The sequence below is a fragment of the Halomonas sp. N3-2A genome (assembly GCF_002216165.1).
Lineage (GTDB): Bacteria > Pseudomonadota > Gammaproteobacteria > Pseudomonadales > Halomonadaceae > Vreelandella.
Window position 1 is genome coordinate 2,504,160 of sequence record NZ_CP022286.1, and the last position, 13,874, is coordinate 2,518,033.

At 54.7% G+C, this 13,874-nt stretch carries 13 protein-coding genes; 8 read left to right on the forward strand and 5 right to left on the reverse strand.

Translation table 11 applies throughout. The annotated features are described in order from the left end of the window. The first annotated feature begins 211 nt into the window (after positions 1-211). The 4 genes from CEK60_RS11735 to CEK60_RS11750 all read left to right on the forward strand — a co-directional run bounded on the left by CEK60_RS11735 (position 212) and on the right by CEK60_RS11750 (position 5,243). Complete coding sequence (locus CEK60_RS11735; protein ID WP_089039185.1) at positions 212-1,024, forward strand: ABC transporter ATP-binding protein; 813 nt, start codon at positions 212-214, stop codon at positions 1,022-1,024. Continuing rightward, positions 1,025-1,879 carry an ABC transporter ATP-binding protein gene (locus CEK60_RS11740; RefSeq protein ID WP_089039186.1) on the forward strand — a complete coding sequence of 285 codons (855 nt, stop codon included), beginning with the start codon at positions 1,025-1,027 and terminating at the stop codon, positions 1,877-1,879. A 72-nt stretch (positions 1,880-1,951) separates the two neighbouring features. Continuing rightward, the gene (locus CEK60_RS11745; RefSeq protein WP_089039187.1) at positions 1,952-3,466 is read left to right on the forward strand and encodes an ABC transporter substrate-binding protein; all 1,515 of its coding nucleotides are present in this window, start codon (positions 1,952-1,954) and stop codon (positions 3,464-3,466) included. A gap of 13 nt (positions 3,467-3,479) precedes the next feature. Then, on the forward strand, positions 3,480-5,243 hold the full coding sequence (locus tag CEK60_RS11750) for an ABC transporter permease subunit (protein ID WP_089039188.1): 1,764 nt from the start codon (positions 3,480-3,482) through the stop codon (positions 5,241-5,243). Positions 5,244-5,345: 102 nt separating this feature from the next. Here CEK60_RS11750 and bfr read toward each other — a convergent pair whose 3' ends face one another. The 5 genes from bfr to lptF all read right to left on the reverse strand — a co-directional run bounded on the left by bfr (position 5,346) and on the right by lptF (position 9,033). Further along, entirely contained in the window at positions 5,346-5,831 is a 486-nt protein-coding gene (gene bfr / locus CEK60_RS11755; RefSeq protein WP_089039189.1) for a bacterioferritin, read from the reverse strand. Between the two features lie 154 nt (positions 5,832-5,985). Beyond that, entirely contained in the window at positions 5,986-6,192 is a 207-nt protein-coding gene (locus CEK60_RS11760) for a (2Fe-2S)-binding protein (protein ID WP_083001105.1), read from the reverse strand. A gap of 158 nt (positions 6,193-6,350) precedes the next feature. After that, positions 6,351-6,755 (reverse strand): RDD family protein, encoded by a 405-nt coding sequence (locus CEK60_RS11765; protein ID WP_226912679.1) that lies wholly within the window; start codon positions 6,753-6,755, stop codon positions 6,351-6,353. 118 nt (positions 6,756-6,873) lie between these two features. Continuing rightward, positions 6,874-7,938 (reverse strand): LPS export ABC transporter permease LptG, encoded by a 1,065-nt coding sequence (gene lptG / locus CEK60_RS11770; protein ID WP_089039191.1) that lies wholly within the window; start codon positions 7,936-7,938, stop codon positions 6,874-6,876. Between the two features lie 15 nt (positions 7,939-7,953). Further along, entirely contained in the window at positions 7,954-9,033 is a 1,080-nt protein-coding gene (gene lptF / locus CEK60_RS11775; RefSeq protein ID WP_089039192.1) for an LPS export ABC transporter permease LptF, read from the reverse strand. 163 nt (positions 9,034-9,196) lie between these two features. Here lptF and CEK60_RS11780 point away from each other — a divergent pair, with 163 nt between their 5' ends. The 4 genes from CEK60_RS11780 (at position 9,197) to CEK60_RS11795 (ending at position 13,820) form a co-directional block, all read left to right on the forward strand. Beyond that, a complete protein-coding gene (locus CEK60_RS11780; protein ID WP_089039193.1) occupies positions 9,197-10,717 on the forward strand; it encodes a leucyl aminopeptidase in 1,521 nt (506 codons plus the stop codon). Positions 10,718-10,869: 152 nt separating this feature from the next. Then, entirely contained in the window at positions 10,870-11,991 is a 1,122-nt protein-coding gene (locus CEK60_RS11785; RefSeq protein WP_089039194.1) for a branched-chain amino acid aminotransferase, read from the forward strand. A gap of 95 nt (positions 11,992-12,086) precedes the next feature. Next, positions 12,087-12,518, forward strand: coding sequence for a DNA polymerase III subunit chi (locus CEK60_RS11790; RefSeq protein ID WP_083001094.1), 432 nt, complete (start codon positions 12,087-12,089; stop codon positions 12,516-12,518). An 81-nt stretch (positions 12,519-12,599) separates the two neighbouring features. After that, entirely contained in the window at positions 12,600-13,820 is a 1,221-nt protein-coding gene (locus CEK60_RS11795) for an MFS transporter (RefSeq protein WP_089039195.1), read from the forward strand. Positions 13,821-13,874: the final 54 nt, after the last annotated feature.

Sequence of the window (13,874 nt, forward strand, 5' to 3'; positions counted from 1 at the left end):
AGAGAAAAAGCGCTGAGTTAATCAGCGCTTTTTTTATGGGCATCTCTTAGCTTCTTCGACCACTTTTTGACTCGCTGTTTTGACTAGTTGTTTTAACCACTGAAACACGCCTTTTTAGACGCAGCATTAACGCATAGATTGATGCCCAACCAGCCAATGTTATATCATAACCAAAATATCTTATTGAGCGGTTCAGCAAGCGATGGTGTCAATGTGCAGCGACCCAGTGTTATCCGTGCGTGATCTGCGCATTAAAATCGGCCAGCAACAGGTTGTCGATGGACTCTCGTTTGACGTCATGCCCGGTGAGCGAGTTTGCCTATTGGGCGCATCTGGCTCGGGGAAATCATTCACAGCTAAAGCTGTGCTCGGTTTGCTGCCCCCTAATGCTCAAGCTCAGGGAAGTATACGGATTCAAGGCCAAGAAGCGATTGCGACATCGGCAACACAGCGGCTAAAAAACTCACGAGTGTCAATGGTTTTTCAGGATTCACTTTCGGCGCTTAACCCCTTAGTTTCTATCGGTTTCCAGCTGCGGGAACCCTTTTTACGCCATCACGGCCTATCGCGCCAAGCCGCGACTGACGCCGCAGTGGCACTTCTCGCATCACTGGACCTTCCAGAGCCCCAACGGTTAATCAAGCGCACCCCAGCAGAGCTTTCTGGTGGGCAACGCCAACGGGTCTGTATTGCCTTGGCTATGGCGTGTAAAACATCGTTAATGGTTGCCGATGAGCCTACGACTGCGCTCGATGTTGTCACTCAATCCCAAGTGTTACGCGCATTACGTCAACATACCGACAGCTCAGCATCTGCGTTGCTATTCATTACTCATGATCTACACGCGGCAGCACAGCTATGCCAGCGGGCAGTCATTATTGAACGGGGCATGATGATCGAAAGCGGTGAGTTAGACACCCTAATCACCTCCCCGCAGCACCCATTCACTCAAGCGCTCGTAGCGGCGGCGCATAATGTGCAACCGCCTGAAGTAGTCCCAACTGACTATTTGAAGAGTGCCTAAATGCAGAGCCATCCACTTTTTAAGTGCCAGGAAGCCTTCCTCTCAGCAAACGGGCTCTATAAAAGCGTCTCGTTACCCCGCACCGTTTTTTGGCGGGCGGGTGAATGCAAGCAAGTAATGAATAACATCAACCTGACGCTTTATCCGGGTGAACGTGTCGGACTAGTCGGCTTGTCAGGATCGGGGAAAACGACATTACTGCGCTCGCTGTTAGCGATTGAAGCGCCCGATACGGGTTCGATTACTTGTCTGCATAAAACGGTACGTCCCGCCTCCACGGCCAAGCTTAGATGGTACCGTCGAGCTGTTCAGTATATTCCCCAAGACCCCGGTGCCTCCCTTGATCCTCGCATGAGTGTTCGAGCGCTAGTGGCCGAGCCATTAATAAGGCTGAACGTTGATTGCGCCCCGGGAGAACGTGCCAGAGAAGCGCTGGAGCAAGTTGGCTTAGATGCACGTTTTTTGGACCGTTTGCCTCATGAGCTTTCCGGTGGCCAGGCTCAGCGGGTCGCTATTGCCCGTGCGATTGCTACGCGCCCGCGCTTTTTACTCGCCGATGAGCCACTGAGCGGCCTAGACCTACCGGTTCGCGCGCAGGTGATTAGCGTGCTGAAAAAGCTATGCGATGAAAGCGGCACAGGGCTACTGATGGTGTCCCATGACTTATCGGTGGTCACCCAATTGTGCCAACGCACGCTGGTCATGGATGACGGCAAAATAGTTGAAGATCGCTCAACGGAAGCGCTTTGGCGCGCCCCCCATCATCCGACTACGCGCTCGCTAATCAATGCCGTTGCGCAACTACCTACTTGTGCGCATCCAAACTGCAATGCAGCTGAGTTAGCAGCACTTTAATTAACGTATTTGTAACTTTTTTACTTTTTCTACCCATTTTTCCTGCCCGTCACTTCAACTGGAGTTTTTACGATGTTCCCCCGTCCGCTGCACCTTTCCCTGTCTATTGCCCTTGCCGCCCCGTTACTGCTGGCCGGTTGTTTTGATGAACAGCGTGACACCACATCTTCAGAGGCCGGTGAACGAATCAGCCTAGCGATGCTGCAGCCACCTCGCTCGGGATTAACGCCACTTTCCGATGATGCTTTCAAACTGTCGCGCTGGAGCACAGCAGAAACGCTCATTCGGTTGGATGCCAGCAGCGACCCACTGCCATTTCTGGCCACCGAGTGGGAGCAGCTCGATGGCCATATTTGGCGGTTCGTGATTCGCGATGGGGTCAGCTTTCATGATGGCACGACACTGACCGTTAGCGACGTAGTGAACGCTCTCACTGCGGCCACCCATGCCGCCCCGAAACCACGCATTTTAGATGGCGTGAACATGACCATCGAAGCCGATGGTGATAATGCGGTGATTGTGCGCACCGATACCAATGACCCGCTGATTCCCAATCGCCTATCAAGCCCCCAGCTAGCGATTTTAGCCGCCAGCGCCTATGGCGAGGATGGCCGGGTTAACCCCATCAAAGCAGGTACCGGCCCGTTCGTATTAACAGAGATCAACGGTACTAGCAGCGCCCATCTGGATCGCTTTGATGACTACTGGGGCGAGCCCGCCAAAGTGGCCGGTATTGATGCTGATTATGTCCCCGACGGCACCGCTCGGGCGGCAGCCTTAAGAACCGGTGTGGCCGATGTGGTTGAAGCGATTCCGGTGTCTCAGGTGGCGCTGCTTGACCCTGAGTTAGTCCACGAAGTGCCCATGCCACGCACCAATACGCTTTACCTGAATACCGAATCAGGCCCAATGACCGACCCCGGCCTGCGCGCAGCCGTTCGTGACGCAATAGACCGCTCCGCTATTGTGAATACCGTTTACGAAGGGCGCGCGGATATCGCTGAAGGGTTACTCGGCCCGGCACTAGCGTGGGCAAGCGACTACCGCACCCCGCTTGAAGATCGCACTGCACCCACCGAACCAAACGGCACTGACATCACCCTGGCGACGTTTACTGACCGCGCCGAGCTGCCCGAAGTGGCTGTACTGCTTGAACAGCAGCTGACCCGTGCAGGCTTTAACGTGAACCAAGAAGTGCGTGAGTACGCACATATCGAAGCAGACGCCTTAGCCGGTGAGTTTGACGCCTTTATTCTTTCGCGTGCCACCGTCCTCGATTCAGGCGACCCGGTGGCCTATATGTTCAGCGACTTCGCTTGTGCGGGCTCTTTCAACATCGCCCAGTTGTGTGACCCCGCCGTCGATGAAGCGCTAGCCAATGCCGTCACGCTGCCCACCGGAAGTGAGCGTCGTCAGGCAATTATCGAGGCGGAAGCAGCTATTTTGCGCACTGATGCGGCTATTCCGATGCTCCACGAACGCGTAATTCAGGGCGAGTCAGCGCGGGTCTCTAACGCCGAGCGCGACCCCCGCGAACGTGCGCTGATCACTGAGCAGACAACCATCGACGTCGACAGTGACTCCTAAGGGTACGCCACGCATGACAACCGCAATACCGCTGCGCCTATGGCGCAGCTTGCGTATCACGCCCTTTATTCCGCTGCTCTCACGTTTGGTTACACTAGCCAGCGTGGTGGTGCTGGTGGGGCTACTGCCGTGGTTATCCGGCAGGGACCCTGCACTGAGCATTTTGCGGGCACGCTCTGCCGAGCAGGAAGCCACCCCCGAAGCCTTAGCAGCCATTCGTGCTCAGTTAGGCCTGGATCTTGGCCCCTTCGAGAAGCTACAGAGCTGGCTGCTGGGTCTGCTGCATGGCGATGCAGGCAACTCCTGGATCTCCGGCGCCCCCGTGCTACCGGGTATGTTAAAGAGCGCCCAGGTATCACTTACGCTAATGACCTTTGGCATGCTGGTCGCGGTGGTTACCACTACGCTGATCTGTACCCCCGTGGTACGGCGTGGCTTGCGAGGTCAGGTTAGCCGTTCTTCCGGCACCATTGGTGCAGCTCTGACGGCTCTGCCTGAGTTTCTACTCGCCTCACTACTGCTAGTCGTGTTTGCAGCATGGCTAAACTGGCTACCGCCTTACGGCTGGCGAGGTTTTAGTTATGCCCTATTGCCCGCCTTTGCGCTGGGCCTTCCGGCAGGCGGTCTGTTGGGCCGCTTGTTTAGCGATGGCCTTGCTGCCACCTTCAGCGAGCGCTGGGTCGCTACCTGGAACGTAGCAGGCTTTTCACCCAGCCGAATTGTCATGGCCGCACTGCGACGCACCTTACCCAGCCTGATGCCTCAGGTCGGCATGGTCATGGTGGGTCTGACGGGTGGAGCCATTGCCGTCGAACAGGTATTCTCTATTCCAGGCCTGGGTCGAGCAACGCTTGGCGCAGCATCTGCCCAGGACCTTCCCGCGCTACAAACTGGCATTCTGATTCTGCTGATTATCGCCATTATATTAGGCAGCTTGGCCAATATTGGTCGCGTGCTGTTACTGGGCCGTGCTTTTCAGCTTGGGGCTCTGCCCGTGGCGCATAGCGAGCCACCTATTCCACGCAGGGCATGGGTCGTACCCACCATCGCGATGTTGCTACTCTTTGTGCTAATCGTAGCGGGGATGGGACGTGATCCGTTTAGCTCCGCGTTCATGCGCTTAGAATCCCCAAGCCTTGCGTTACCACTAGGTGCCGACGGCACTGGGCGCGACATTTTGGCGCGAGTAGCTCACGGAGCGCTGTCCACCATGGGCATGGCAACCGTCGTCGTATTCTTTTCGCTAATAATAGGGCTGCTGATTGGACTAGCCCCCAAGCTCGCCACGGGTCCTATTGAAATCACCAAGGCAACGCCCCCCACCATTGCGGGATTGATTGTCGCTGGGCTAATAGGGCCAAGCGCTAGCGGCGCGATCATTGCGGTAACAGCCGTCGCTTGGGCTCCGCTTGCTGCACACACAGCAGCACTGGTGGCGGAAGTAAAAGCCCAGCCCCACGTGCGTATTACGCCAATGCTAGGCGTGGGTCATTTCCGCTTAATGAGCCGTTACATCTTACCGGCCGTGCTTGGCCCAGTGTTTCGCCACGCCATGCTGCGCTTACCTGGCGTAGCGCTGGCCTTGGCAGCACTTGGTTTTCTCGGCCTGGGGCCACGCCCACCTTCACCAGAGTGGGGGTTAATCCTTGCCGAAGGTATGCCCTATATTGAGCGAGCGCCTTGGGCGGTGCTGATTCCCGCATTAGCACTGATTTTGCTATCGGTACTAGCGGTGTCACTTTCAAACCTGATGGGTTTAAGCAAACTATCTCGCTAGCAGTATCCAAGCTCAAAAATAGAAGGCCTAAACAGCCAAAAAAACGGGCAGCCACATGGCTGCCCGTTTTGCTGATTGACGCTTTAATTAAATTAACAAGCGTTACTCTTCGTCAGTCGCCAACTGCATATGTTTTTGTAGGTAATTTTGAATACCTACTTTATCGATCAGACCAAGCTGCGTTTCGATATGATCAATATGACTTTCTTCATCGGCAAGCAGGTCACGCAGTAGATCGCGGGTTACGTAATCCTTAACGCTTTCACAGTAGGTAATTGCTTCGATGTAGTCTTTGCGACCGTCATGCTCGATTTTCAAATCACTTTCGAGCATTTCTTTTACATTTTCGCCGATATGTAGTTTGCCTAGATCCTGCAGGTTAGGAATGCCTTCAAGGAACAAAATACGCTCGATTAGTTTATCGGCGTGTTGCATTTCTTCAATGGACTCATCGTATTCCCACTTGGCAAGCTCTTTAAAGCCCCAGTCTTTGTACATTTTGGCATGCAAAAAATACTGGTTGATGGCTACCAGTTCATTGCCGAGGGCGATATTGAGATGCTGAATAACCTTGGGATCACCTTTCATGACGTCACCTTTCTTAGTGTGCGATTACGCTAACTAGAGAGTATAGGCCATAAATAGGCTTACTCCCAACGATGCTGGGAGTATATAGGAAATGACTAAAAATTCAAAAGAATCATATAGTTGCTAACGATAAATCTAACAATAGTGATTCGCGTCACACAGCGTAAGCGAGACTCATATCCGCTTCGCAACGAGCCTCCTGAACCGCTTCACGGGTTAGCGATTTAGCAAAACAAGCGCATTTTCCGCACTGGGTTCCGCAACCTGTGGCCTCGCGTACTTCTCGCCAACTGCGCGCTCCATCGCTAACGTGCTGGCGAATCTGATGGTCGGTTACTCCCTTGCACACGCAAACGTACATGGCAACACCTCATAAAGATCATGAGATGAATGTAAATGATTCGCATACATCTTTTCAAGTAGAAATAGATGCTTTTTGGTAGCCATTCGTCTTAATAAAAATGAGCCATATGATAACGCCTTGTCATAGCAATATTTTTAGCAAAGCAGGCGGTAAAATTATTTTTTCGGTAGCACCACGGTTTGCGTATTCGAGGCGATATCTGGCCAGCTTCTGCGCTGTCGATCAAACAAAACCCACCAGTAACCAATGCCAAACGCGGCCAGGGAAAGCCAGGCTGTCACACAGCGAACGAGACTTTGCTTAAGTGTAATCGCATGACCATCGGTGGTTTGCACCCGCAGCCGCCATGCCTGCATCCCTAAGGTCATGCCGCCACGCCGCCACGAATAGACAAAGAATAGCGTGACAAAGAACAGCAACATCAGCCTAAGGCTCCAGATATCAAATTGAGTTGTGCCTATCTCGTCAGCCTGCTGCCCCAGCACAAAGCGAAAAAAAGCCAGATGAGCCACCGTCACCGCGAGCCAAATGGCTGTGACCAAAAATCCGTCGTACAGCATCGCGCCTAAACGGCGGCTTAACCCAGCAGGCCAAACGCTATCTAGTTGGGTAAAGCGCCGGGGGTTCGTCACCTTGCTCGTCACTATGCTCATCCTCATTCACGTATCGCCGCCGCAACTAGCCGTTGCGGTGTAAGAAATAAATACCTACCGCCGCACAGGCAAGAGTTGGCACCAACACCGCCCACACAGGCGAAAAACCAAAGATGGTTGATGCTGGTGCCAGCAGGTCTTGTACATACTTAAATACAAGGCCGGTCACCACGCCATAAAACACTCGCGTACCTGCGGCCACCGTGCGCAGTGGGCCAAACACAAAGGAAGCGGCGATTAATACCAGTGATCCCATCGTTAGTGGCATCAGCACCTTTTGCCAGAAATAGAGCAGCGGTTGGTCAGCTTGGAGGTTTTGACTTTGCAAAAAGTTAGCGTACGCCCACAGTTCACTGGGCGCTTGGCTCTCGACATCACGCAGCAAGCGTTCCAATTGAGTGGGCGTTAACGCAGTATCCCAACCTGCATATTGCTGATACTCCGACTCTGTATGATCATCAAAAATATGCGTAGTGGTAACGCCTTCCAACTGCCATGCGCCTTCCTCCCAATGCGCGCGATTCGCATGGGTAGCCTCAATTAGCCGACGCTCATCAAAACGATAGCGGGTTAAATCCAGCACCACGTTATCCGCACGAATAGCGCCAAAGCGATACACACTTTCTCCTTCAAACTGCCAACCACTTCGGCTAGTTAGCAGCGCCCCTTCCCCCTGGCGCTGTTCTAAACGCCATGCCTCGGCAAATTGCTCCGTACGGGGAGATACAAATTCGGCGACCAGCAGTACCACCACGACCACTAATAGCACCGGTTTCATGACACCCCAGACAATCCGCGCAAGCGACCGGCCAGCGGCACGCATCACCGTTAACTCGTTGCTGGATGCCATGCTCCCCATGCCAATCAGCGCGCCAATCAACACTGCCACCGGAGCGTATTGATAAAATCGCCAAGGCAGACGCATGCCCAGATAAATCAACACGTCTAACGCGGTATAGTTACCTTGGGTGTCGCCTAAATCACCGATATAGGCGATGGTGATGTCCAAGCCAAGCAGGACGAACTGGACGACAATGATGGCCGCCAACACATTGCGGGCAATATAACGATCAAGACGATCAGCAAGCATGAATTAGCCCCTTCATTAGCGCATTCCTTTACGTTGCGAGTGCCATAGCAGCAGGCAGCCAAGCGCCAAAAACAGCCCGTGTACCGGCCAAACCCCCAGCGCAACTTCCAGCGCGCCCTTACCGACCGCATCCACCGCAGCCAATAGCAGGCTCAAATAAGCGACGTAAAGAAAAACGGCAGGCAGTAGTTTGGCAAACCGCCCCTGACGAGGGTTTACTCTGGAAAGCGGCTGGGCTAGCAATGCCAAAACAAACACCATTAGCGGTAACCCCGCTCGCCACTGAAATTGCGCTTGGGCACGAGGACTGGGGTCGTTCCATAGTTCAGTCGTGGTCGCGTACTCTAAAGCATCCAGCTCTTGTCGATTCCGACTCAAGCCCAGGCGTAATGTGTAGCGTTCAAACGTTAACCGCTCGGCAGCTTGTTTCCCTGGCGTTACGCCATAGCGCTCGCCATCCTCCAGCACTAGAAAACGGCTGCCAGTTTCCATACTGGTTTCTTGATAACCAGAACCCGCCCGGGTCACGTAGCTATGGGTCTTTTCCGCCCCAGCCACAGGCTGCTCATGAACCAGCACTTCCTGCATTTCAGTGCCATCGCTGCTGAAATCGCTGATGTAAGCGGTACGTCCTCCACCGAAATCCTGGAAACGCCCAGGTGCCAGTACTGACACATCCAATCGACTGCGCTGCTCTTCAAGCGTGGCCTCAGTTTGTAACGCGCCCGCAGGTGTTAGCCACAAACTACACAGCCCCACCAGTACTGCCACGACCGAAGCAGGCAGCAGCGTTACTCGCAACAGCCGCATAGGGCTCATACCACACGCGACCATCACGGTAATTTCACTGTTCATATAAAGCTGACCATAGGCCAGCAATATTCCCAGGAAAAAAGATAGCGGTAGAATCAGCTCCATAAATCCTGGCAGGTGAAAAACCATCAGGCTGCCTAAGATAGTGACCGGAATGTCACCCTCTGCCGCATCAGAGAAATAGCGAATAAAACGGCTGCCCATGATGACCAGTAGCAAAATTCCCGCCACCGCTGACATCGTAAGTAATACTTCGCGAGTTAAGTACCGAAATAAAATCAACGCACTCTCCGGCTAGTAGCGCAGGTTGCAATGCAATGCGCCCATGGCTTGGGTACACTAATCAAACTGCTATCAAAAACCTGTTATCAAAAACCGATTATCAAAAACCCAAGTAACGGGGCATTATCCCGAATCACTCGATGCTTGTCTTGTTGGAGACGTCATGGAATTTTCCGTTCAGACCGCGAACCCAGCCAAAGCCGAAACGGCTTGCCTCGTTTTGCCTGTCTTTAAAGGTAGCGACCTATTGCCCGCCGTCGCCAAATTAGATGATGCGAGCGAACGGCTAATTGGCCAGCTGCTTGACCGTGGCGACTTTGATGCCTCGCTGGGCAATGTGCAGCTAGTTCCCTTTGCGCCGGGCCTGGGCGCCGAACGTTTATTGCTTGTTGGCCTAGGCGAACGTGCCAAATGCCAGGAAGCGGCGTTTATCAAAGCCTTAGACGCTGCCATGGCAGCGTTGACCAAGCTGCCAATTGACGAAGCTAGCGCTACCTTTACCGACGTTCCTCTAGAAGATCGCGACACTGCTTGGAAAGCCCGTAAAACACTCGAAGCGGCGGAACGCGCTGTTTATCGCTTTGACCAGTTCAAATCATCACCCACAAAAGCTCCCAGCCTGACCAAGCTGGATCTGATTGTCAGCGATGCCGACGAAGCACCGATGGCCAAACAAGGTGCAGCACTGGGCACCGCCATTGGCCAGGGTATCAACGTTACTCGTACCTTGGGCAACTTGCCGGGTAATGTCTGCACACCTCGTTATCTTGCCGAGCAAGCCGAGCAGCTAGGCCGTGATTCCCAAGGCGCCCTTGAGGTTGAAATCTTAGATGAAGAGGCGCTGGAAGCGCTGGGCGCTGGCTCACTGCTGTCTGTTGGGCGCGGTAGCCAAGAGCCGACTCGCCTGATCGTGATGAAATACCAGGGTGCGGAAAATCCTGAAGAAGCGCCCCATGTGCTCGTGGGCAAAGGCATCACCTTCGATACCGGTGGTATCTCGTTGAAGCCCGGCGAAGGCATGGATGAAATGAAGTTCGACATGGGCGGTGCGGCGAGCGTATTCGGCACCGTAAAAGCAGTGCTCGCCATTAAGCCCAAGCTAAATGTGGTGTTTATTGTTGCCGCTGCTGAAAACATGCCTGACGGCGCAGCCACCAAGCCCGGCGACATTATCAAAACCCTGAAAGGCTTGACGGTTGAAGTGCTCAACACCGATGCCGAAGGCCGTTTGGTGCTGTGCGATGCGCTTACCTACGCAGAGCGCTTTACCCCGGCTAGCGTGGTTGATATTGCCACCCTCACTGGCGCGGTCATTATCGGCCTTGGCCATCACGCAACGGGGCTGCTTTCCAACGATGATGATCTGGCACTCGACCTGCTGGACGCTGGCGAAGCGGCTTGGGATCGTGCTTGGCATCTGCCTCTTTGGGATGAATATCAGGAACAGCTAGATTCCAACTTCGCCGACTTGGCCAATATTGGTGGCCGCCCGGCAGGCACCATTACCGCAGCGTGTTTCCTGTCGCGCTTTGCCGATCACTTCCCCTGGGCGCATTTGGATATCGCTGGCACCGCCTGGCACTCTGGCAAGCAGAAAGGCGCTACCGGCCGCCCGGTTGGGCTACTAACCCAGTACTTGCTTGATCGTGAGGCCGATGCACAAGTAGAAAATAGCGACGGCTAACATCACAATCAGACGATCAACAGTTGCCATTCGTTGACGTAAACGTTACATCTAAGGGCATTAGCGTGCGTGCTGTTTTCAGGTCGCACGCTACACCATATAAACACTAACACTTGCCCTTCGGGGCCAAGCTATAGCGGAGAGAAGACGCCGTGCCCACAGCTTCAGATACCCAACTTGAATCACATTTTGAAATACTGCCGTCCAACCAACCGATGGCCGATGAGATTCGTGACAGCATTCTGCAAAACCCAGGTTTTGGTAAGTATTTCACTGACCATATGGCTCACGTCCGCTGGACAGTCGACGCCGGCTGGCACGGCCACCAAGTACGCCCTTATGGTCCATTAACCCTCGACCCAGCGGCCTCGGTGTTGCACTACGGCCAGGAAATTTTCGAAGGGGTTAAAGCTTACCGCCACGCCGATGGCTCCATCTGGACGTTCCGCCCAGAGAAAAACGCCGAGCGTTTTCGCCGCAGCGCCCGCCGATTAGCGTTGCCGGAGCTTTCCGATGAAGATTTCATCGGTTCACTGAAAGCACTGCTGGCCCAAGACCATGCCTGGGTACCCACACCTTCCAGCGATACCGACGAGTGCAGCCTCTATCTGCGCCCGTTTATGATTGCTTCGGAAGCTTTCTTAGGCGTACGTGCGGCTCACGAAGTCGATTACTACGTGATTGCCTCCCCTGCAGCGGCCTACTTCAAAGGTGGCCTTAAACCAGTTTCCATTTGGCTCTCTTCCCACTACAAGCGCGCGGCCCCCGGCGGTACCGGCTTTGCCAAGTGTGGCGGTAACTACGCGGCATCGTTGGCAGCGCAACAAGAAGCCACGGCCAATGGTTGCGGCCAAGTTGCGTTTTTGGATGCTGCCGAAAACAAGTGGCTCGAAGAGCTGGGCGGCATGAACCTGTTCTTCGTCTATAAGGACGGGCGTCTGGTAACGCCTCGACTAACCGATACCATTCTGGAAGGCGTGACCCGCAACTCCGTGCTTACCCTGGCAAAAGAGGCTGGTTTAACACCGGAAGAGCGCGCCATCAGCATTGATGAATGGCGCGAAGGTGCAGCGTCTGGCGAGATTACCGAAGTGTTTGCCTGCGGCACCGCAGCGGTTATCACCCCGATTGGCGAACTGGTTACTGAAAACGAGCGCATTCGCTTACAGGGCGATGGCAGCAACGACATTGCCATGCGCCTGCGCAAAAAACTGCTCGACATACAGTATGGCCACAGCGAAGACAAACACGGCTGGCTCACCCGGTTGGTATAAAACAGCCGGAGTAAATCGGCTGGTATGACCCAGAGCTTCGCCGCCGCACAGCGGAGGCGAAGCTTTTAAGCGTGTTAACACCGCTGGAGCCTTTGATGGCACGTATCGATTTTTATATCCTTCCTGACACTACCCTGGAAGCGCGCCTCCAGTTTGCTTGCAAGCTAGCCGAAACCATCCATCGCAAAGGCTATCGGTTGCATCTGCACTGCGAAGATAAAGCCCTGGCCGAACAGGCCGATGAGGCCCTTTGGCAGTTCCGTGAAGATGCCTACCTACCCCACGCGCTGGAAGACAGCGACATGGCCGCCAGCGTGCCGATTACGCTTGGTTGGCAGCAACTCCCCGTGCCAACGCAAGAAACCGCACTACTGAACTTGCACCCTGACATTCCCGACGGCGTGGAGCGCTACGCCCGCATTGCCGAAATTATCAATCAGCACCAACAAGTACTGGTCGCCAAACGCGCCTGCTGGCAGCGCTATAAAGAAATGGGTCATGAAGTGGTGCCGCATAAGTTGGGGTAACCTTTTTACCATCTGGCCACTGATGCATAGCCACTTACACTAGCGCCATACATAACAACAACTCAGCGGAAGAGTCACCCAATGCGCTTTCCCACTCGGCTTGCATCCACCCAATCTTCCCATGCTTTTTTAGCGCGCGCCCCATTAGCGGTGATTGTCATTGCCCAGCTGTTTGGAACATCGCTCTGGTTCAGCGTTAACGGCGTTGGGCTGGCGCTTCAACAAGCCGTTGGTTTGAGTGAAAGTGACCTGGGGCTGCTCACCATTGCGGTACAAGCAGGCTTTATTACCGGCACGCTGTTGATTGCTACCACCGGCCTTGCCGACCGCGTACGTGCCAGCCACTTGTTTGCTATCTCGGCGATAGCAGGCGCGCTGATTAACGCCGCGTTTATTGGCGTGGCCGAGAGCGTCAGCTTGGCGGTAGCAGCACGCTTTTTGGTCGGGCTTTGTCTTGCCGGTATTTATCCGCTCGGTATGAAATTGGTGGTGAGCTGGACACCCAACAACGCAGGCGCGGCGCTGGGCTGGCTGGTCGGCATGCTGACACTGGGCATTGCTTCTCCGCATCTACTGCGCGGGTTAACGCTGCACTTGCCATGGCAGTGGCCGCTGTTGCTGGCCTCTGCCCTGGCACTGCTCGCCGCACTGATGATTTTTAAACTAGGCGTGGGGCCACATCTGCCCGCCAAAGCCAGCGGCGGACGCCCTTGGGCGGGACTGGCTGCCTTCAAGCAAAAACACTTCCGCGCTGCGGCGCTGGGCTACTTTGGCCACTGCTGGGAGCTATACGCCCTGTGGGCGCTGGTACCTTTTTTAGTTGCTAGAGAGCTGGAACGCCTAAACGCAGCGCCGGGCCTTCAGCCATGGCTAAGTTTTGCGGTGATTGCGTTGGGCCTGCCTGGCTGCGTATGGGCTGGCCGCTGGAGCCGCCGAGTGGGCAGCGCGCGAGTGGCCTTTGTGGCGCTAGCGACCTCCGGCACGCTTTGTTTGCTCTATCCGCTATTAGACAGCACATCACCCTGGCTACTGCTAACCCTGTTAGGGATTTGGGGCATTAGCGTGATTGCCGATTCCGCGCAGTTTTCCGCGCTGGCGTCAGCCGCCGCCCCACCCGAGCGCCTCGGCGCGGCACTTGCCATGATGAATGCTATTGGTTTTGGCCTAACGATTCCTTCTATTGCCCTAGTCACTGCCCTGTGGGCCAGCCAAGGTCCCTGGGTAATCTGGTGGCTACTGCCCGGCCCAGTGCTTGGATTAATCGCCATGCGTGGTTTGCATGTTCGTACCACACACCCCTGACGCCAAGGGGTCGTTCGCGGTATACTTGCCACCATTTTTTTGCAAGCCGTGAGC

Bases quoted from the DNA above. Each gene is read 5' to 3' on its own strand.
- CEK60_RS11735 (WP_089039185.1), top strand. From the start codon at position 212: ATGTGCAGCGACCCAGTGTTATCCGTGCGTGATCTGCGCATTAAAATC.
- CEK60_RS11740 (WP_089039186.1), top strand. From the start codon at position 1,025: ATGCAGAGCCATCCACTTTTTAAGTGCCAGGAAGCCTTCCTCTCAGCA.
- CEK60_RS11745 (WP_089039187.1), top strand. From the start codon at position 1,952: ATGTTCCCCCGTCCGCTGCACCTTTCCCTGTCTATTGCCCTTGCCGCC.
- CEK60_RS11750 (WP_089039188.1), top strand. From the start codon at position 3,480: ATGACAACCGCAATACCGCTGCGCCTATGGCGCAGCTTGCGTATCACG.
- bfr (WP_089039189.1), bottom strand. From the start codon at position 5,831: ATGAAAGGTGATCCCAAGGTTATTCAGCATCTCAATATCGCCCTCGGC.
- CEK60_RS11760 (WP_083001105.1), bottom strand. From the start codon at position 6,192: ATGTACGTTTGCGTGTGCAAGGGAGTAACCGACCATCAGATTCGCCAG.
- CEK60_RS11765 (WP_226912679.1), bottom strand. From the start codon at position 6,755: ATGCTGTACGACGGATTTTTGGTCACAGCCATTTGGCTCGCGGTGACG.
- lptG (WP_089039191.1), bottom strand. From the start codon at position 7,938: ATGCTTGCTGATCGTCTTGATCGTTATATTGCCCGCAATGTGTTGGCG.
- CEK60_RS11780 (WP_089039193.1), top strand. From the start codon at position 9,197: ATGGAATTTTCCGTTCAGACCGCGAACCCAGCCAAAGCCGAAACGGCT.
- CEK60_RS11790 (WP_083001094.1), top strand. From the start codon at position 12,087: ATGGCACGTATCGATTTTTATATCCTTCCTGACACTACCCTGGAAGCG.
- CEK60_RS11795 (WP_089039195.1), top strand. From the start codon at position 12,600: ATGCGCTTTCCCACTCGGCTTGCATCCACCCAATCTTCCCATGCTTTT.